The 18,635-nt window shown below is 45.8% G+C and carries 18 protein-coding genes; 7 read left to right on the plus strand and 11 right to left on the minus strand.

The window, feature by feature from the left end; all coding sequences use genetic code 11:
* Nucleotides 1–60: 60 nt before the first annotated feature.
* The 5 genes from ACP7DW_RS25515 to ACP7DW_RS25535 all read right to left on the minus strand — a co-directional run bounded on the left by ACP7DW_RS25515 (nucleotide 61) and on the right by ACP7DW_RS25535 (nucleotide 2,977).
* Nucleotides 61–522, minus strand: coding sequence for a glycine zipper 2TM domain-containing protein (locus ACP7DW_RS25515; protein ID WP_426057292.1), 462 nt, complete (start codon nucleotides 520–522; stop codon nucleotides 61–63).
* A 180-nt stretch (nucleotides 523–702) separates the two neighbouring features.
* A complete protein-coding gene (locus ACP7DW_RS25520; RefSeq protein WP_426057293.1) occupies nucleotides 703–1,275 on the minus strand; it encodes a hypothetical protein in 573 nt (190 codons plus the stop codon).
* A 275-nt stretch (nucleotides 1,276–1,550) separates the two neighbouring features.
* Nucleotides 1,551–2,048: a Csu type fimbrial protein gene (locus tag ACP7DW_RS25525; RefSeq protein WP_426057294.1), complete on the minus strand. Its 498-nt coding sequence runs from the start codon at nucleotides 2,046–2,048 to the stop codon at nucleotides 1,551–1,553.
* Nucleotides 2,049–2,337: 289 nt separating this feature from the next.
* Entirely contained in the window at nucleotides 2,338–2,676 is a 339-nt protein-coding gene (locus ACP7DW_RS25530) for a hypothetical protein (RefSeq protein WP_426057295.1), read from the minus strand.
* Complete coding sequence (locus tag ACP7DW_RS25535) at nucleotides 2,669–2,977, minus strand: hypothetical protein (RefSeq protein WP_101484338.1); 309 nt, start codon at nucleotides 2,975–2,977, stop codon at nucleotides 2,669–2,671. The genes ACP7DW_RS25530 and ACP7DW_RS25535 overlap by 8 nt, the downstream gene beginning before the upstream one ends.
* A 697-nt stretch (nucleotides 2,978–3,674) precedes the next feature.
* Here ACP7DW_RS25535 and ACP7DW_RS25540 point away from each other — a divergent pair.
* From ACP7DW_RS25540 to ACP7DW_RS25570, 7 genes are all read left to right on the plus strand, one after another.
* Nucleotides 3,675–4,091, plus strand: a complete 417-nt coding sequence (locus tag ACP7DW_RS25540; RefSeq protein ID WP_426057296.1) for a plasmid mobilization protein — start codon at nucleotides 3,675–3,677, stop codon at nucleotides 4,089–4,091.
* Nucleotides 4,088–4,387: a hypothetical protein gene (locus ACP7DW_RS25545; protein ID WP_426057297.1), complete on the plus strand. Its 300-nt coding sequence runs from the start codon at nucleotides 4,088–4,090 to the stop codon at nucleotides 4,385–4,387. Before ACP7DW_RS25540 ends, ACP7DW_RS25545 begins: the two co-directional genes overlap by 4 nt.
* Complete coding sequence (locus tag ACP7DW_RS25550) at nucleotides 4,384–5,718, plus strand: hypothetical protein (protein ID WP_426057298.1); 1,335 nt, start codon at nucleotides 4,384–4,386, stop codon at nucleotides 5,716–5,718. Before ACP7DW_RS25545 ends, ACP7DW_RS25550 begins: the two co-directional genes overlap by 4 nt.
* Before the next feature lie 103 nt (nucleotides 5,719–5,821).
* Entirely contained in the window at nucleotides 5,822–6,520 is a 699-nt protein-coding gene (locus tag ACP7DW_RS25555) for a hypothetical protein (protein ID WP_426057299.1), read from the plus strand.
* A gap of 223 nt (nucleotides 6,521–6,743) precedes the next feature.
* Nucleotides 6,744–9,149, plus strand: a complete 2,406-nt coding sequence (locus ACP7DW_RS25560) for an AAA family ATPase (RefSeq protein WP_426057300.1) — start codon at nucleotides 6,744–6,746, stop codon at nucleotides 9,147–9,149.
* Nucleotides 9,150–9,318: 169 nt separating this feature from the next.
* Nucleotides 9,319–9,600 (plus strand): hypothetical protein, encoded by a 282-nt coding sequence (locus ACP7DW_RS25565; RefSeq protein WP_426057301.1) that lies wholly within the window; start codon nucleotides 9,319–9,321, stop codon nucleotides 9,598–9,600.
* A 295-nt stretch (nucleotides 9,601–9,895) separates the two neighbouring features.
* Nucleotides 9,896–10,228 carry a YegP family protein gene (locus ACP7DW_RS25570; RefSeq protein WP_426057302.1) on the plus strand — a complete coding sequence of 111 codons (333 nt, stop codon included), beginning with the start codon at nucleotides 9,896–9,898 and terminating at the stop codon, nucleotides 10,226–10,228.
* Between the two features lie 54 nt (nucleotides 10,229–10,282).
* Here ACP7DW_RS25570 and ACP7DW_RS25575 read toward each other — a convergent pair whose 3' ends face one another.
* The 6 genes from ACP7DW_RS25575 to ACP7DW_RS25600 all read right to left on the minus strand — a co-directional run bounded on the left by ACP7DW_RS25575 (nucleotide 10,283) and on the right by ACP7DW_RS25600 (nucleotide 18,569).
* Nucleotides 10,283–11,488, minus strand: coding sequence for a hypothetical protein (locus ACP7DW_RS25575; RefSeq protein ID WP_426057303.1), 1,206 nt, complete (start codon nucleotides 11,486–11,488; stop codon nucleotides 10,283–10,285).
* 105 nt (nucleotides 11,489–11,593) lie between these two features.
* A complete protein-coding gene (locus ACP7DW_RS25580; protein ID WP_426057304.1) occupies nucleotides 11,594–12,220 on the minus strand; it encodes a hypothetical protein in 627 nt (208 codons plus the stop codon).
* 94 nt (nucleotides 12,221–12,314) lie between these two features.
* Entirely contained in the window at nucleotides 12,315–15,071 is a 2,757-nt protein-coding gene (locus ACP7DW_RS25585) for a DEAD/DEAH box helicase (protein ID WP_426057305.1), read from the minus strand.
* A gap of 12 nt (nucleotides 15,072–15,083) precedes the next feature.
* Nucleotides 15,084–16,754, minus strand: a complete 1,671-nt coding sequence (locus ACP7DW_RS25590; RefSeq protein ID WP_426057306.1) for a site-specific DNA-methyltransferase — start codon at nucleotides 16,752–16,754, stop codon at nucleotides 15,084–15,086.
* Nucleotides 16,755–16,825: 71 nt separating this feature from the next.
* A complete protein-coding gene (locus ACP7DW_RS25595) occupies nucleotides 16,826–18,130 on the minus strand; it encodes a replication-associated recombination protein A (RefSeq protein WP_426057307.1) in 1,305 nt (434 codons plus the stop codon).
* Nucleotides 18,123–18,569, minus strand: a complete 447-nt coding sequence (locus tag ACP7DW_RS25600; protein WP_426057308.1) for an AAA family ATPase — start codon at nucleotides 18,567–18,569, stop codon at nucleotides 18,123–18,125. The genes ACP7DW_RS25595 and ACP7DW_RS25600 overlap by 8 nt, the downstream gene beginning before the upstream one ends.
* Between the last annotated feature and the right edge of the window lie 66 nt (nucleotides 18,570–18,635).

The following is an 18,635-nucleotide window of genomic DNA, read 5'->3' on the forward strand; positions in this document are numbered from 1 at the left end:
AACTGAATCCTTGAAAAGTAAAAAAGCACCCGAAGGTGCTTTTCATTTTCTAAAATTGATTCAATTTACCGCTTCAATCGTTGCCTGCTTTCCTTGCTGAGTAATCTTCACCGTCTGACCAATCCTGAAACCCACATCACTGGTCGTGATCGGCACTACCGCACCGTCAGGCATCCTTACCTGCAAATCCATGACGGATCTCAGCTCTTCCCTTTTTCCAACCTGACTCCCGGCCGCAGCACCAGCGAGAGCACCCAAGACCGTCATGGCCTTTTTGCCATTGCCCTTGCCAAACTGATTGCCCAACACACCACCGGCCACACCACCGACTACAGCACCAGTCGGGTTTGCATGCTGCTCCAGCACTTGGCGAGGCTGTGCCGCAACGACCTGGCCGTAGATCACCAGTGGCGGTTCTCCCCGAACTGCTGCACAGCCTGTCAAAACCACCACGATGACCAGCAAGCCATTCCTTGCGGCGCCAATACATTTGCCTCCATACCCCTGGTGCAGCTTCTTCATAATTCCCCGTGCAGTTGTCGTTCGTCGGAATACCTTGCCAACCGGCCAAGGCATTATCAACTCAGAACTTAAACCGAGTGTTCATAATTGATATCCAACTTTAACGTACGTTCATCTTTTTCGGGCTTAGAATCTACCACCATAGAACGAAATAGACGAAGAAGATCTAAACGGCGAGGATTACCACTTCGGCTTAACACCTCTAGACGTTTCACCTTCGTCAAAAAAATCTTTTCTCAGAGCCAAAATTCTGTTCTCTACAACTTTCACTGACTTACCGTAATAACCACTAACATAGGCAAGCTTTCTGGAGTCAAACGGCTTCGGTAGGAAGTCTTGGTCTGGAATCTTAATCCCATACCGGTACCACTCCGTTACGCCGTCAGAACCTTCTACAGCCGGCCCCTTCATACGGTGTAGCTTTCCCTCTTGGTACCAAGCCCTTGCTCCACTAGCAGCTTCTACTGCTGGCCCGTCGACACGGTGCAACTGACCGTCTCTATACCAAGAGCAGCTACCGTCCGCATTGACGACTGCAGGACCGCCGATACGGTGTCTAAGGCCACCAATCCACCATTCCTTGGCACCATCTCCCCATATGACTGCTGGACCATCTTCTCTGTGCAACTCCCCCTGGTGATACCAGGATTTTGAACCATCACTCTCTATACACGCAGGGGCATCTTCTCTATGCAGTTGATCATTAAAATACCAAAGTTCCAAGCCATCTTCTTCATATCGTCCATTCTTCAAAGGGGAATCTCCTAATTTACCCCTAGAACGAGACTAGCGTATTGCGAGAAAATATCAATATAGCTTTAGGTATCGACTTAAGCATGATTTTTAAGTGATAACAAATCAGCGATAAATTTTCTTAAGTTAATTCGTGCCACTATCTGCCCAATTCATCAGATGCCTGCTGTATAGGTTAGCTGAACTAGCGTCAGCTTTAACAGTTTAACTCAGGCCCACATGGAGTAGCAATCTAAAAAATAGCACCCGAAGGTGCACTTGTTAAATTTATGGAATTAATAATACACTGAAACAGTCAAATTATCAGCGTATGTATCTGGTTTTATATATTGACCTGATTCCACTTTTCCATAAACGGTTATTGTCTCAACTTTGCCAGTTCCGTCTCCTGAATAACTGAATCCGCCATCGCCACCGTAACGGTTACCACTAACAATTATTTGTGTAGCAGCGTCAGCATAAAGGTTGTAGGCCAACTTATCAGTATTTCCCGCAACCGCACCAGCCATCTTTCGTGCAGCAACACTTCCATAACTACCAGCATTAATAGTCACATAATATGGAACAGACTTACTACAGATATAAGTGATGGTTCCAGTTCCATTAGTGGCCTCTGATTGGTTAATAGTTCCAAAATCCACATTGGTGGCTGTCAACGTGCAACTTCCTTCTAGCACTGCACTTGCTTGGAAGTTACTCGTCGCACTTCCAGCCATCGCAGTGCTAGAAGCAAAAGTAACAAGTAACGCTGCTAATATTTTTCCCTTTTTCATTTCTATTTATCCTTTTTTATAGTTATATTTTAATACTAACAATTGGCATTCACAAGTCAACATAAGATTATTTCAAATTAAAAACTAATTCATGCCAACAACATAAAAGCCGACCCTTACCTGGCACAGCGCACAAAGCAAATGCTGGCAATGCAAGCATTGCTATGACTCATCCCACAGCCTCAAAACCTTATTCTTGGGTGGAATGTAAGTGAGAGAGTGCTTCGCCACTCTTCTACACATGAGGTCCCTTGAGGGACCGGCGCAAGCCAAGGGTGCTTCTTAAAGGTTATTCACCATCCTCGTCACTCTCCGCACCCTCGTTTACCTTGGCACTAGCCAACTGCCTTTTGAACTTATCTCTCTCTTTTTTCATTGCATGGAAATCCTTAGTCAATTTTAAGACCTCTCGCTCAAGTGATTCTTTCTCATCGGCCCATTCTTTGGTTTGCCTCTCAAGCTTTATTTCGTTGCTTTTAGCTCTAAGCATAAACGTCAAAAAGGTAGTGTTGAAACTAAACTTACCTCCATCGTCTATGACTTCCAAAACGTTCAAAGGAAGATAATAATTCAGAGGCTTTTCCCCACATGCTTTTAAATATACCAACCTATCGTCAGGCTCACTCATCTTGATCGCCTCCACGATCTAAATTGTTGGAATCAAAGAGGCTGCTATCAACATCACCTGAATTCTTGACCACGTTCCTAAGACCTTCAAACTTCTCATGCTCTCTCTTATTCAATCCATCGAGAAACCACTTCTGCTTCATCTGATACTCAATATCTTTATCAAGTAGCTCTTCAATTCTTTCTTCAAAACTCATCCCTTTAGTGGCATAAATATACTTTGCCTGCATGTATGTCGCTCTGGAAATACGCGGACCTATCCGTACCGTACCCTTTACAGCTTTAATTATTTCTTTTGCCATGATTCATTCTCCTAATGGTTCCCAAATCATTTAAGCGCAAGCTTTACTGAAGTCAACCCCAGTAACTCATCTTCTTTTTCTGGCACTGAGTCATAGCCGTCATGGATAAAAAATAAAATTACACAATCAGTTCATGTCGCATAGACACATATATGTCGCATGGGATTTATCACAAATAGAAATAACTATTCATTGCGCTCATGTCTCATAGACACAAACATGTCGCATGAAACTTAACGCACACAGAAATTACGACGCATTGGCCTCATGTCTCATAGACACAAGCATGTCTCATGAACGTGAAACCACATAGGAATTACAACACATTGGCTTCATGTAGCGTGGACTCATTCGTGTCTCATGAACACGATTACACATAGAAATTGTGAATCATCAACATTAACTTCCATGCAAATTATGAATCATCAACATTAACTTCCATTCAAATTCTTAGACATGAAATATTTACTCATGAGACGTGAGTAAATTTGACATCCAAAATCGTTACGCTAATCTTTAAAGGAGGGTCGTTACTCCTACCCCATACAAACAGGAAAAAACAAAGAAAGTAAGTTAAAGCAAGGTCAATCAATCCTACGTTACCCATTTCATGGCTACTTTAGGTTGAATATTGTGGGTTTCACCCACACCCGCTGCTGCGCGAGGCTCGAAAAATTAATAATAATAGGATCGTTAAATGAAGTATCAAAAAAAGAATATTGACCCTAAAGTCAAACAACGCTCAGGTCAAACCGGCGTCGAAGCCAATAAATCAAAACGAACGAAGCGTTTTGAAATCAGATTCACCCCTGAAGAGTGGGCCGCCCTTCAAGAAAGAGCAATCGAAGCAGGAGCTTCTTCTACCGCCATCCATGCTCGTGCTTTACTTCTACCAAGTAATCACCAGGCTAACAATGAGACAAAGGTAGAACATAAGCTTCGTCTTCAGCTTCTCGCTTCATTGGGAAAAATAGGTAGCAATATCAATCAGATTGCCCGTGCTCTCAATCGCATGAAGGTTTGGAACTCTACAACACAGGGAATGTTCGAAGAACTGACAAAAATTCAAGATGGCGTTTCCACCATAACAACAATATTTAAGGAACGAAAATGAAGAACGGAAGATATGAAAATGTTGAAGCGGTCTACTGGTATTTGAATAACCAACTACACCGTGAAGATGGTCCAGCTATTGAACGTCTGAGTGGCACCAAGGAGTGGTATCTGAACGGCCAGAGACATCGCGAAGACGGTCCTGCTATTCAATACTTCAATCGAAAAAAGGAGTGGTGGATCAATGGAGTTGAACATTCTGAAGAAGAATTCAACCAGTGGCTTGACAAGAGGAACCTGAATGAAAAGCTTCAATCTTTCCCAAATAAATCTACGGAAAAGAGGTTAAAGATATGAATATAACGATTTTTCCAACTGGTAAAGGAGGTGCAGCTTCAGCAGTCAACTACTTACTTTCCGACACCGACCATGAAGGCAAGAAACGCTCTGTGCCACCTGAAATACTTTCTGGCGATCCCAATTCGTTTGAGGCCATAGCCAATGCAACCAACAGGCTGCACAAGTATACTTCGGGTGTCGTCGCCTTCCGTGATCACGAATCCATGACACCTGAACAGATCAACACCGTCATTGAAACCTTTCGCTCGACGTTCATGCCTGGTCTGAAGGTGGACGAGAATTTTGCAGACTTCTGGGTGGCCCACAGGGACAAGGGCAATCTTGAGCTCCACTTCCTGGTTGCCAACACAGAACTGACCACCGGCCAGCAGCTCAACATTCATCCACCTGGTGAGAAAAACATAGCTTTTTTCAACGCATTCTCTGCCGTCATGAACGACAGCTTGGGCTTCGCCCAAGTTGTGGCCGATCCTCTCAAAATCTCTCTTAAGCCTTTTGAGGCCAAGTCCCCAAACGGCAAGAAGGACAAAAAGGCTAAGAACGACTTCGCCAAGGTTCTCCACTCAGAAATCACCAATGGCTTTGTCAGCAATCGCAATCAACTCATTGGCTTCATGAAGCGCAACGGTGTGGATGTGGAAAAGGTAGGCACCGACTTCATAACCGTGCGACTACCTGGCGCACAGAAAAACACCCGCTTGAAGGGACCACTGTTTGCCAAGGACGGCGATTATGCAGCAATCGTTGCCGATCATCACCAAGCCAAGGTCCCAAGGTTTCTGTCCTATTCTGAAGCCCAAGAACAGAAGGACAAGCTGGTAGCAGGAATCGAAGCCAGAACGGCTTTCAATCAGCGTCGCTACCTAACTCCCAAACCTGGTGCGAATCGCAACAGAGCCACTGCCAAGAGCTTACAACCACGTCCTGACACCAAGCACAAGCAAGTCAAGGAACATCAACCTGGCAAGGACAGCGCCGGCACTTTGGACAAGCACCTAGTCACATTGAGGGAACAAGCAGATCCTGCCACGACTGGTCCACAGGCGAACCTTCCACACCGAGTAGCACGCCGCAACGACGATAAGGAGCAGGCCAGCACGTTACCTTCAGTCATGGGTTCGGCTCTTGGTGGATTGGAAGCGCAGATAGGCAGCATGTCCATGCAGTACCACAGCCTTCTTCTTATGCTGGCAAGTGCCAAGGGGCCAAGAGCTTCCAAGCTCAAGTCCCAGATTATGATCATAGAACAAAAACTGGCAGCATTAAATCTTGAGCTTGAGAAAAAGAAATTACAAACAATCGATCCTAACAAACCAATCATTCATTAACGCACTAAGCACTTAACCGTGCTTTTACTACACAGTTAAAATCATATGATTTTAACTTGACAGACGCCTTACTCCTGCTATATGTACAAAAACAGGAGAAGTCATGATCAAGAAAAAGAACAATACATATAAGCACATAAAAGACAATATCGCCAAGCTAACTCTAATTCAACAAGCAACAAGCATATCACCAGAAACACTAACAGCAATTTTTCTCTCCACTGTCGAAGAAGAAAATCTTCACATAAGGAAGAAGACTCAAGAGGGATACTGGAATTGGGACTTAGCCGACAAAACAGCTTACAAATACTTCGGAAGACAGTCAGCCAAATATCGCAAGGAAATGCAGTCTAATGATAGCTTTACCGTTATGCTTGAATTTATAAAATCAGCATACTTGAGCAAAGAATACTTCGGGTATAACTATAACGTATTAATAGCCGACTATCGGAACGAGGAAGCGATACTAAAGAAATTTGTACGTAAAGCTTTCATTGAGGTCCACCCAATCACGCCAGGCATGTCACCGAAAGAGAAGGCATTGAGAAATCAACGATTGGGAAAAATCTCTGTAGAGCATTGGATAGGTGATATTGTTCATTACGACTACTTTAATCAAGCACCCGGCTTCATGATGGAGAAAGTGATATGCGCCATTGACGCCATTAAATTGTATGCAACGAATCTTCTCAATGACAAGCAATTGGACATCGATCTCATGAAACTGACAACTAACCAAAGGCTCGAAGTAAAACTACAACCTAAACCACAGGTAGCGAAGACGAAAGTGATCAAGATATAAGCCTTCAGCACCTAGTAAAAATCCACGTATCCCAGTCAGAAAATGCCGGTAGGCCAGAACGCAGCGACGTTCTTCTAAGCTATGAGGTCCGCGGACCGGCGACAGCCAAGGCGATCAGGAGGAATTGCTTTTTTTGACATTGCATACTGGCATCGCCTACCTATCCGCTGTAGACTCACAGTAACATTCTGTTACAACCTGCCGCGAGGCGAACATTGAAGGGATGGGATCTGTGATCAATCAGATAGATATACCGAACTTTGGCAGCTTCAGCGGTTTGGAGTGGAAAAAATCCGTTAAAGATAGCGGAAAAACTGTACAGAATTTCAAACGACTGAATATCCTTTATGGCCGGAACTATTCTGGCAAAACAACGCTCTCGCGCATATTCCGTTCGCTGGAGACTCGCAAGCTACCCCTGAATTATGCAGGTTCCTCTTTCGCGGTGACAGGTGACAAGGGAGCTGTCACCCATACAGGTCTGCCAACCCACAACTACGACGTGCGGGTCTACAACCGCGATTTCGTGACCGACAATCTCAGTTTTCTAGTCAACCAAGAAATCGGTGGCGTCATCAAAACCTTTGCCATTGTCGGTGAGCAAAACAAGGAAATTGACGATGCCATAGCCGCCATTGAGGCCAAGTTGGGCAGCGTGGAAGGCAAGGCGGGACTACGTTTTGATTTGGAGGCTAAACGGAAAGAACGCGACCGCACTAAGTCTGCCCACACGACCGCTTCCGGTGGATTAGATGAAAAACTCCGTTCCCATGCAGCGGAGAAGATAAAGAAGAATCCCAACTATCGCTCTCCCGTATATAACATTGAACACATAAAACGGGATATTGCCGCCATCAGCAAACCGGGATTCATCGCATTAGAAACAGAGCAGCTACCAGGCAAACTCAATTTGCTCAAGCAAGAAGCCTTGCCTGACATCACAGGTACCTTGGCCGTCACCCTTAAGCTTGAGTCTTTAACCGCCACCGCCGAACCCCTGCTGTCCAAGACGATTACACCGACCAAGGCTATTGAAGAACTGCTCAAAGACAGTGCCTTGCAACTTTGGGTTAAGCAGGGGATCGGACACCACCGCGACAAGCGCGATACCTGCGCCTTCTGCCGACAAGATTTACCTCACGACATTTGGCAGGTTTTAGATGAGCACTTTAGCAAGGAATCTGGCGACCTGGAAAGGGCCTTAGATGCAGCCATTACTTCAGTCACGGACGAAATCGCTACTATTGCAGGGCTCAACACCTTCACAGGTACTCAGTTTTACGCCGACGAGCGCACTGCATTTGAATCCAGCAGCCAAGCCCTGTCCCAAGCACTAGCAGTTTATAAGAAGGATCTGGAGGTACTAAAAAAATCGCTGGAGACTCGGAAGAACAACCTCTTCCAGCCTGTTTCCCTTAAGGCTCCTTGGTACAACGCGAAAGAAATTGAAAAGCACGTTCAGGATATCAATGCACTGATCACCAAGAGCAACGGCAAGACTACCACCCTGGAAAAGGACAAGACCACCGCCAGAGAAGCACTGCGCTTGGCTGACGTGTTCGCATTCGTTGATACGATCACTTACGATAAAGAACTTGGTCGAATCGCCACTTTGAAGACAGGGGCAGACACGGCGGACACGGCCTACACGGATGCGGAGAAAGTAATTCGTGAGGCCGAGGCGGAGGTTCAAGCTTTGAGGGCCAAGCAGAAGGACGAGCGAAAAGGTGCGGAACGGGTCAACTCCCTGCTCAACAATTTTTTCGGCCATGACGGTATCAAGTTAGAGGCACGTGACGGTGCCGACAAAGCCACCGTAAAGTTTGAAATCACACGAGATGGTAAGGCTGCATATAATCTCAGCGAAGGTGAGTGCAGCCTTATTGCATTCTGCTACTTCATGGCAAGACTTGAAGAACCAGAGAGTAAGGGAAAAGACTTAATCATCTACATTGATGATCCAATCTCAAGCTTGGACGGAAATCATATCTTCTTCATGTACAGCTTGATTGAAAGCCTGATCGCCAAGCCCTTGAAAAATGCTGACGGCTCAAACAAGTATCGCTACAAACAGCTTTTCATCTCTACACACAATCTGGACTTCCTGAAATACCTCAAGAAGCTGTCGCTACCACCCGAAAAAAACCACGGCGGCAATCAGCACTTTTTGATCGAAAGGAATGGCGGAGCTAGCGCTATCTCGTTAATGCCATCTTATCTCAAAGAATACATTACCGAGTTTAATTACCTTTTCCACCAGATCTACAAATGCCGTGATGCAGAATACGCAAAGGTTTCGCATGAGCCATTTTACTCATTCGGCAATAATTTACGGAAATTCCTTGAGGCATTTCTCTTTTACAAGTACCCTCATCACGACAATCAGAGCGATAGCTTTGAACGCATGAAGAAATTTTTTGGCGATGATGATTTAGCCGTCGCGTTAATCAATCGGTTAAATAACGAGCTTTCGCACTTAGAGTCCATATTTGACCGAAGTATGAAGCCGGTAGAGATCCCAGAAATTCCAAAACTAGCTAACTATGTTCTGGATAAAATCTATGAGAAAGACCCACACCAGTATAATTCCTTAGTAAAAAGCATCGGAGAGCCAGAGCGAGCAGGTTGAGCACGCGAGATGCACAAACCATAAATCAAAGCCTCTCTCGGTGCTTTGATTTCCGATGTCAAACATCCAGTTAAATTCATCTGAATTTAATTAAATCAGTATTTCAATTGCATAGGCAGTTGACTTATCGCACCACTTCAATATAATCTTCTCAAAAATGGAGCGATATATGAATTGGCGTAAGTTGATTTTGCAAATAATTAAAAATTACTTTAGAAAGATATTTTCTATGTATTATGTTTTAAGAGTCAGATTTAAAGCAAACAAAGAGATCGAACAATGCGATATCGGTTTCATCGCGCCCCCGGATTGTGAGATGTTTGTAGTCATCAAAGGCGGTAGAATTTTACACGACCACGAGGGACTTCATTTCACCGTCGAACAAGCTAATGCGGCATGTGAGAAATTTCAAGAATTAGAAAGACTAAAAAAACAATACGGAAACAATTAAATTAAAATCTTCGATTAATTCTTATTTATAGTGACATGCTTGGACGGCTGCCCGCTATGCTAGAACGGCTACGACCGTTTTCCAACCTGTGAGGTCCGGGGACCGGCAACAGCCAAGGTAACTGAAAAGGCTGTTGCATAATTGCAAAATAATCCATTGAAGATTTTGCAAAATATTTCTCTTTCATACACTTGAAACACGTGAGGCCGATCCAATCTGTAGAGAGTCCCAAGTCAGTGGGATGCAGCAACTACTTTAATGATAGTTATAATCCAAACCACTAAGGAATCTTCAAATGCCAGGCTATTATGTTATCCAGAAAGGACCTACGGGCCAGTTTCATTTCAACCTGAAGGCAGATAATCACGAAACGATTCTGACCAGCGAATCGTACACATCGAAGCAAGGTGCCCATACCGGCATCGCTTCCTGCCAGATCAACAGCCCACTTGATGCGCGCTACGATAAACGTCTCTCTTTAATCAGTCAGCCTTACTTCGTTTTGAAAGCTGCTAACGGTGAGATTATCGGAAATAGCCAAATGTATTCGTCGGCAGCAGCACGTGACAGCGGCATCGCATCGTGCAAAATCAATGGCCCGACCACCGTTGTTAAAGACCTGAGCTAAATCTACCTCGTGTGGATGAAAAAAGCCGCTTGATGTTCAGCGGCTTTTTTTACATTACTCCTTCTTGGCTTTTTCTTCGTAGAAGATCGCATCGAGCATGGCAGCGCGTGCATTCCAAGCTTCTCTTTCAAGAGCATTTGACGGCTCAGGAGATTGCCACCAAGGAGACTGCCTTAGCCGCTCCACCACCTCTTCCCAATAACGCTCATAGTCAAGCTTATCAGCACGTACAATGCCAACGTCTTGGGCAAGCCTCTTTAGATTCTGAGCATCGACACACAGGAAGACATCGGGTCGTTTCATGGCAAGCAGGCGTGTAGCGGTACCGAGTCCGTCACGTCCGCTTTCATAGGCCTTGAGGTACTGCACTATGAAACGATCATAGTGCTCGCGCCGAATCTCACCGACAAGCGGGATCTCGTCCAGCGCCAACGAAAACGCTTTATTGCTTGCATTGATAAGCCCTGCAAAAGTGCCAGCGCCCTTCATGCTGCCGAACCAAGCCCAATTCTTGATAACTCTGTTCGTGCTGGGCAACCCGGCAATACCTTTACGAACATCAAGATCCATGTCGTTAAAGTGCTCATGATTCTGAAAATACTCCCGAATTTCGGCGATCAAATCAAGGCGATCTTTGAAGCCGTGAGACTTGTCCTTCTTCAACTCTGCGAGATACTCCTTCCACTCCATCGGCATGATCTTTGATTGCGTAGCTGGCTTAGTAGCTTCTTGGTCCCCAAAAATGTCCGCAACCTTCTTTAGATCTCGCGCTTTAAGCTTCCAGAGGCTGCGGTAGTTCTCGGCCTCGGCACGTAGAACAGTTTTCGCATCATTCCAATATCCAGCAATCACGCCAGCGATCTCGTCTTTCAGGTCAGTTTGACCGTCTTTGCTGCCGATGAGTACAGACAACTCCGAGTTCTTCGTCAATGCTCCAACGGTTAGATTAGGGCTGCCGATGACGACTTCCCAAGCTTCGCTGCTCCAGAATAAGTACACCTTGGGGTGGAAAACACCACCAGGTTGGAGAATGAATTTCACTTTCCTAGAACCCACGAATTGGTCTAGAACATCAGGGTGCGTCTGATAGAAGTGCGTGCCAATGACAGCCTTGACGATCTTACCTTCATGGCTCACCAGCGCACGAAAAACATCTGTATCAGCAGAGGCCCACGCAGTAGCAATGGCAATATACGGATATTTTTCTATCAACCTTTTAAGCTGCTTTTTTAATTCATTACTAGTGCTGATCAGCTTCATTCATTCCTCTACATTTTGTTTGCGCCGCCAGGCCAAAACGGCTGCGACCGTTTCCTAAGCTGTGAGGTCCGGGGACCGGCGACAGCCAAGGCGTCATAAGTCAAATCAAGCCCTCAATGCTTTCATCGCATTGAGAAGATCCATAGGATCAGGCGGATTGGTCTTCGCAAAGAACTCTGTGCCTACCAAGATTGGTTGATACGCAACTCTGTATCGAGCCACCATCTCAACCGCCCTTCCAATGAACATCATGTCGTTGAAGTGTTCCGGGGCCTTATAATCCCGTGCCAGACGTGGCGGCAGCGCCGCGTCAACGATGGTGTCACCTCCCAGCGAAATCCACGCATGAACCTTTTGCTCACCCTGCAAATGCTCAGTGGCCTGAACCTCCTGCTGCAAGCCTTCCAAGGTTGTCTCAAACTCGTCAGTGCCATTGATGATGACATTGCCCAAGACAATATTTGCAGCAATGCCTTGGTTGTTCAAGTGAGCAAAGATGTTGGTGGAAAGTGTCTGGCAAGAGTTACCCCAGTAGCCAGGCACCACCCTATCTAAAAATCCTGAAAACTCTCCCAGGAGCTGTGAAGTTCTCCGCAGCACACCGTCATCAATCTCTGCTTCCGGGGAGATGATCAGTGGCCGCGAGAAGCCCAACTTTGCTGATTCTGCAACAGCATTCGTCAACATGCCACGGTAAATCTCGGTGTATCCAAAAATTTCTTCTTTATTCATTCCAGCCCAACTTTCTTCTGGTATTTGGTTATTCTTCAACGCGTAAGCGACCTCTGCAAATTAAAAAAGCACCCAACCGGGTGCTTTCGTCCTGTTACAGTGCTTCTACGAGTTTAAGAAGTTCGGCAACGGAATACCCTCCGTCAATGCGATTATTATCAAAGGCCATCATGTAGTGATAACGGTATCCTGTTTCGTGCGTAATTTGATTAGCTTGTGCTTGCCAAATTTGGCCCAACTTTAACTTATCCTTAGAATCCGAATTATCCCGATCATCACCTTTCGTTTCTACAATAATGATGTTTTTGTTCTTAGTAAGCACCACGAAGTCAGGATAGTGGTTCAGGAAGCCATTAATGAAAAAACCCTTGCCTCGCTCAAGATTTCTGTGCCACCAGACGACATTTTCTAGGTCCGCCACGCTACGGATGACTTTAGACTCCAAGCCGTTCACGCCAGCTTCTGTAACATATAAGCTCTTGCTGATGGCCGGGGCGTTCTCGCTAGGCATGATAGTTGCTGAGAACGAGAACGCGGGACGAAGCGTAATCTTTTGAGTGGTCAACCAGTGACCAAATTCCTTCGCCGCATACTCGTTTGCTAGGCTCTGGATCTTTTCTTTGATAAGCTTGACATAGGCATAGTCTCGCTCAAGGCAATCCGACCGCTGTTCAGCACTCATAACCTCAACAATTCGTTTGAGATAGTGTTTTACATCGTTATCTTCAATTGGATAAAAATAATTCTTTCCAAGAAGACTGAATAACCGGCCAACGATGGATGTAACTTGTCCAGAAAGAGGCTGGCTCTTGATGATACTATTGAATCGATCCTTCTGTTCTTTCTTTACCGCTTTAAAGGCAAGGGCACTTTCACCATTTCCGATATCTTCTGCATCAACCGCATAGACATCAGATTCAATAGCCGTGAAGTTTATTGTGGCGTCCAAATTCGCAAGCAAAAAGTTGGACAACAAGTTCTCTTTAGCCAGTTTATGCCACTCGTCACCAGTGTCAAAGAATCCCCCCTCAGAAGGAAGTTTGATGAAAAACTGAGGTAATTTAATGGCCTGTGCTGACTCTTCAAATACTGGTTTTATTTTATGCTCATTCATGTGCGCTTTGAGTTCTTCAGGTGAGCTATCGCCAGTGGCCGCGTCTGCCTGCTGCTCAAACTGTTTAGCTTGAGCCACCGCTTGAGCCTTAATTTCCTCAACGCCTGTGCCATCTCCTGCGCCAGCAATAGCCGTTTGACCAATCACAGCACCGGCAGTCTCCAGCGCTACACCTGAAGCAACCGCTGCTTGCTGGACAGCCTGCTCTTCCCAGTTCTGGTTAAGCTTGCTCTTATCAACGTCTATATTGGCTTCTTCCGAGGCCGCAGCAGTCTCATCGGGATTAGTTGCATCAGAAGGTTGCCCAGTGAGGTCAAGTTGCTCCTGAGTGCCAGTCGGATGCGTTGGCGGCTCTTCCGAAGTAAGCGCTGTCAGATCCACTTCACGATAATCACGCTTGGAAAATCCAGCCTTGTTCAGACCAGCCACAACCTGGCTCAAGGTACTTTGGAACTGACTTGACGAGGTGAAGACATAGCTCAGATTAAGCAGTTCTACGCTATGCTTGCGCGTGTAAGGCATACGCAAAACCCGGCCAAGAATCTGCGTCACATCCACCACTGAGGACTTGTTTGCCAACGTCGCCAGGACATATGCAAACGGACAATCCCAACCTTCCTTCAGGGCATTGACGGTGATGATGTATCGCACCGGACAACTACGATCCATCAAATCTACGTTCTTCAACTCATTGACGTTTGCCGTTTTAATCGCAATATGATCAGGTGGAATATTTAGGTCAAGTAAAATTTTCCGCACCTTCTCAAAGGTAGTCGTATCGTCTTTATTCTTTGGTTCGGCCTGAAATAGAACAATAGGACGGATGTAACCTCCGCCATTTTTCTCAGCCCTCTTGGCAAACTCTTCTAATTGGCGACGCATATTAAGCGCTGCCATAATCACATCTTCTTGACTTCGTTGATTAGCTACAATCACAGGAAGCTTGACCATGTTCTGCTTCTTAAGCCTCAGTGCATCTATATAACTAATAATATTGCTGTTGTCTCTTGGTGTAGCTGTGAGATCAAAGATGAAGCTTGGGTTGAGGTTACGAAGCATGTCCACCGAAAGAGTACTTTCAGCATTGTGGCTTTCATCCACCACCACAACGGGCTTGAGGCTTCGCATCACATTAATGAGCGCGGAAGGATCGGTTCCCTCCAAGGGCTCTACTACTTCGCTGTCATCGTTCAAGAACGAAGCAAGATAGCCGTTCTCTTGGAATGCCTTGCGATTTTCCTTATTCGTCGCTTTGAGCGAGTCAAACGACATGACTACGATGGAAAGCTGCTCTCGTACAGTATCTGCATTGAAGCCTGCCCCCTGAAGCACATCAGCCTTTTCGTAAATTTGGACACGTCCATTGAAGAGATCATTTAACCGCTGGCGATATGGATGATCAATGTTCGCCAAGTTCTTAACGGTCTGTTCCAAGATCGTCAGCGATGGGACCAACCAAACCACAAATTTAGGGCGTGTGGGATTATATTCTGCAAAAGCAGAGAAAATTCTGTCCAATGCATTCACTGCAATGAAGGTCTTCCCACCAGCTGTTGGCACCTTTACACAGACATGAGGAACTTCTTTAATGTTATTTTTATATACTTGATTGAGTACGCCCCGATCCTGCCAAAAATTGGTGAAAGATTTAGCAAGATGCCCCTTGCTTTCAAGAAGGGTATCTAAATATTTGCTAAGATCGTTCAGTACATCAGCTTGATAATCTTTGAGTTCCATATCTTATTCTTCTTAGAATCGCGTAATGTCGCGTGGAATGCGCTTGAACGTGATCGAGTGTTTGTAGAGAAAGTCTTTATCCAAGGCGCATTTGTCGGCATAAATTACGAACTGTTCAGGCCGAGACGATAGATTCTTAATACCGAGAGAAGCAAGAAAATCTAGATCAAGAGCAGTTACCCTATCCTTTTCATAGTAAAAAATACATAGGGCAGTATCTCTAACACCTAGAGCATATGGACTCACAACATTCAGTTGATCAAACCGCGTTTCTGAAGGAATGCTTTCCGTATAGGCAACATAGTCTCTAATGGTGCTCACACCAACTTCTTCATTGATATTTTTATCTTCCTTGAATAAAGTCAGACCCAAATCATAAAATTCAAAACCACCGCCAGTGCCAGCAACAAACTTAACCCCTTCTCCATACCCATTGATTACGCGGCGCACTCTCTCTGCTGTAACTTCTTCAGCATAATCCATCATTTCACACAAGATAAACTGCCGATTACCGCCGTCCTGCGCATTTAACTTCAAGACTGCCTGCGCAGTAGTCCCACTGCCACCGAATGAATCCATAACGATGGCTTCATCGTTATCGCAAAGTTCCAAACAGTCAACAATAAGATCTACAGGCTTAGGAAATTCAAATCTCGAGGCAAGGCCAAGACGTCCAAGTTCGGTTGTTCCTTGCTCACTAATATATTTTGTTTCGGTCCAAATTGACTTCGCCTTAACCGTTTCTTTCCTATATTTCTCGAACACACGCCAAGCACCTTCACGAGTTTGTCGAGCATACAAAAATTCTGTTGTACCCGCTTTTGTCTTAAGAGTGAATTTATCCTTACCCCACCGCCAACAACTCTCAACACCCTCACTATTATGTGGTTCAATCTTGAAAGAGTCGGGATGTTCTTCTAACGTGACCAAGTAGTTGCCGTTCTCGTCAACCACGCCAGGACGAGCATAAATAGGGTAAAAAAGATTGGGACGGTTGAATCGACCAAATTTAGGATTACGGTTTCGTAACTCTCTTGATGAGTAAGAACCAAAATTGTCTTTCTCAGGTAGATTCGTACCTTCCGTTGATAGCTCACCGAGTTCCGACAAGGCACTCTTACCAAAACAAAGTAGATACTCATGAGTCTTGGCAATTTGCTTATAGGTTTGCCCACGCTTATTAGATTGGACAATGATTTGGGCCAAAAAATTAGACTCGCCAAATATCTCATTTAACATCAATCTAAAATGAAAAATCTCGTTATCATCTAGACTAACGAAAATCACTCCATCTTGAGCTAAGAGCCTATGCAATAACTTAAGGCGAGGATACATCATGCAAAGCCATTTATCATGGCGACTCAGATCTTCACCTTCTTTTTTTACAACCTCGCCAAGCCATTTTCTGATTTTAGGATGATTAACGGCATCATTGTAAGCCCAACCTTCATTGCCGGTGTTATATGGTGGGTCAATGTAGATACAGTTGACCTTACCTTCAAATTCAGGCAGCAAGCTTTTGAGAACTTCAAGATTATCGCCATGAATTATTCGATTGTTGACAGAGTTCTTTTGTGCGTCACAGCTTCCTGAAAAGCTATATTTTTTATTAAGCAATCGGAAAGGCACGTCATGGTGATGATTGACAACTGCACTCTTTCCGACCCATTGTAGTGTTGGCATGAATTTATTTTCTTATATAATCGTTGGCAATTTTTGCCAGAATTTTTTTTCTTAAATTTTTTGGTAAAATTTTACTTCCCTGCTTCTTTATCCCACTTTTTCAGCACGGCCAGCTTTTCACCAATCTTGATCTCTAACCCCCTTGGGACGGGTTGATACCAACCTGGTTCCTCTATGCCGTCAGGAAGGTAAGTTTCTCCCGCAGCGTAAGCATTAGGTTCGTCGTGAGCATATCGGTATTCATGCCCATAGCCAAGTTCTTTCATGAGCTTAGTCGGAGCATTACGCAAGTGAACGGGCACTTCACGGCTTTTGTCTTTCTTTACAAACGCCCTAGCCTGGTTGTATGCGTTGTAGCCAGCATTGCTTTTAGCAGCAACTGCCAGATAGATGACTGCCTGGCCCAAAGCTAACTCCCCTTCTGGACTGCCAAGGCGCTCATACGTTAACGCTGCATCGTTGGCAATCTGCATGGCCCTGGGGTCGGCTAGGCCGATGTCTTCCCAAGCCATGCGAACAATTCGCCGGGACAGGTAGCGAGGGTCAGCACCACCGTCCAACATTCTTGTCAGCCAGTAGAGAGCCGCATCAGGATTAGAGCCACGCACCGACTTGTGCAAAGCCGATATCTGGTCATAGAAATTGTCCCCGCCTTTATCGAAACGGCGGCTATTCAAGGTCAGAGCATTTTGAAGAAAGTCAGCGGTAACAGTAGCTATGCCAGAGGTTTTAGCTGCTGTATTGGTCTGCTCCAATAAGTTCAAGAACCGCCTTGCGTCCCCGTCTGCATAGCCAATCAGAGTATCAACTGCTTGTTCTTCAAACTTGAGATCACCAAGAGACTTTTCCTCTTGAACACGCTTTAGCAACAGCCTCAGTTCTTCGTCGGTGAGCGATTTCAGAACATAGACCTGAGCACGCGACAACAAGGCCGAATTGACTTCAAAGGAAGGGTTCTCTGTCGTAGCTCCAATGAACGTCACCAAGCCGCTTTCCGCGTACGGAAGAAGGGCATCTTGCTGGGACTTATTGAACCTGTGAATTTCGTCTACGAACAGGATTGTGTGCTTACCAAGAGCTAAATTTTGCTCTGCCTGCTCCATTGAGGCACGAATGTCTTTAACGCCTGAGAACACGGCTGAGAGGGCTATAAACTCGCATTTGAACGCTGAGGCTGTCAGGCGTGCCAAGGTCGTCTTACCCACCCCAGGCGGCCCCCAGAAGATCATGGAATGTGGCTGGCCCGACTGGAAAGCCAGTCTCAGAGGCTTACCTTCTCCGAGCAGGTGGGACTGTCCTACAACCTCATCCAAGGTCTTGGGGCGAAGGGCTTCAGCGAGTGGTGCAACAGGCTTTTGAGAGAACAAATCAGCCATGCTTTACCTCCACTGAACCAGAGGTAAGCACAATTATTTGCACAATGAGCTTTCTAAGCCTTTGTTTTATAAAGTAGTTGACTGCTTTGTTGAACCTGTGGATTTCGTCGACGAACAACAAAGTGTGCTTGCCGAACTGGTCCAGGCTGTGACGCGCCTGGTCCATCGCGGCGCGAATATCTTTCACGCCGGCAAACACGGCCGACAGCGCGATGAATTCGCTGTCGAAAGCGTTCGCCATCAGGCGCGCCAGCGTCGTCTTGCCCACGCCGGGCGGCCCCCACAGAATCATCGAATGGGCCTTGCCCGCCTCGAACGCGAGGCGCAGCGGCTTGCCCACGCCCAGCAGATGCGTCTGGCCGATGACTTCGTTGAGAGTGCTGGGGCGCAAGGCTTCGGCCAGCGGCTGGCGCGGTGCGGTGGAAAAGAGATCCGCCATAATATGTACCGGGTAAGAATGCAAAGGCCCCGCATCGCTGCGAGGCCGGTCAACAACAGGAGGTCA

This window comes from Janthinobacterium sp. PSRC1-1, assembly GCF_049897525.1.
Classification (GTDB): Bacteria; Pseudomonadota; Gammaproteobacteria; order Burkholderiales; family Burkholderiaceae_D; genus Janthinobacterium; species Janthinobacterium tructae.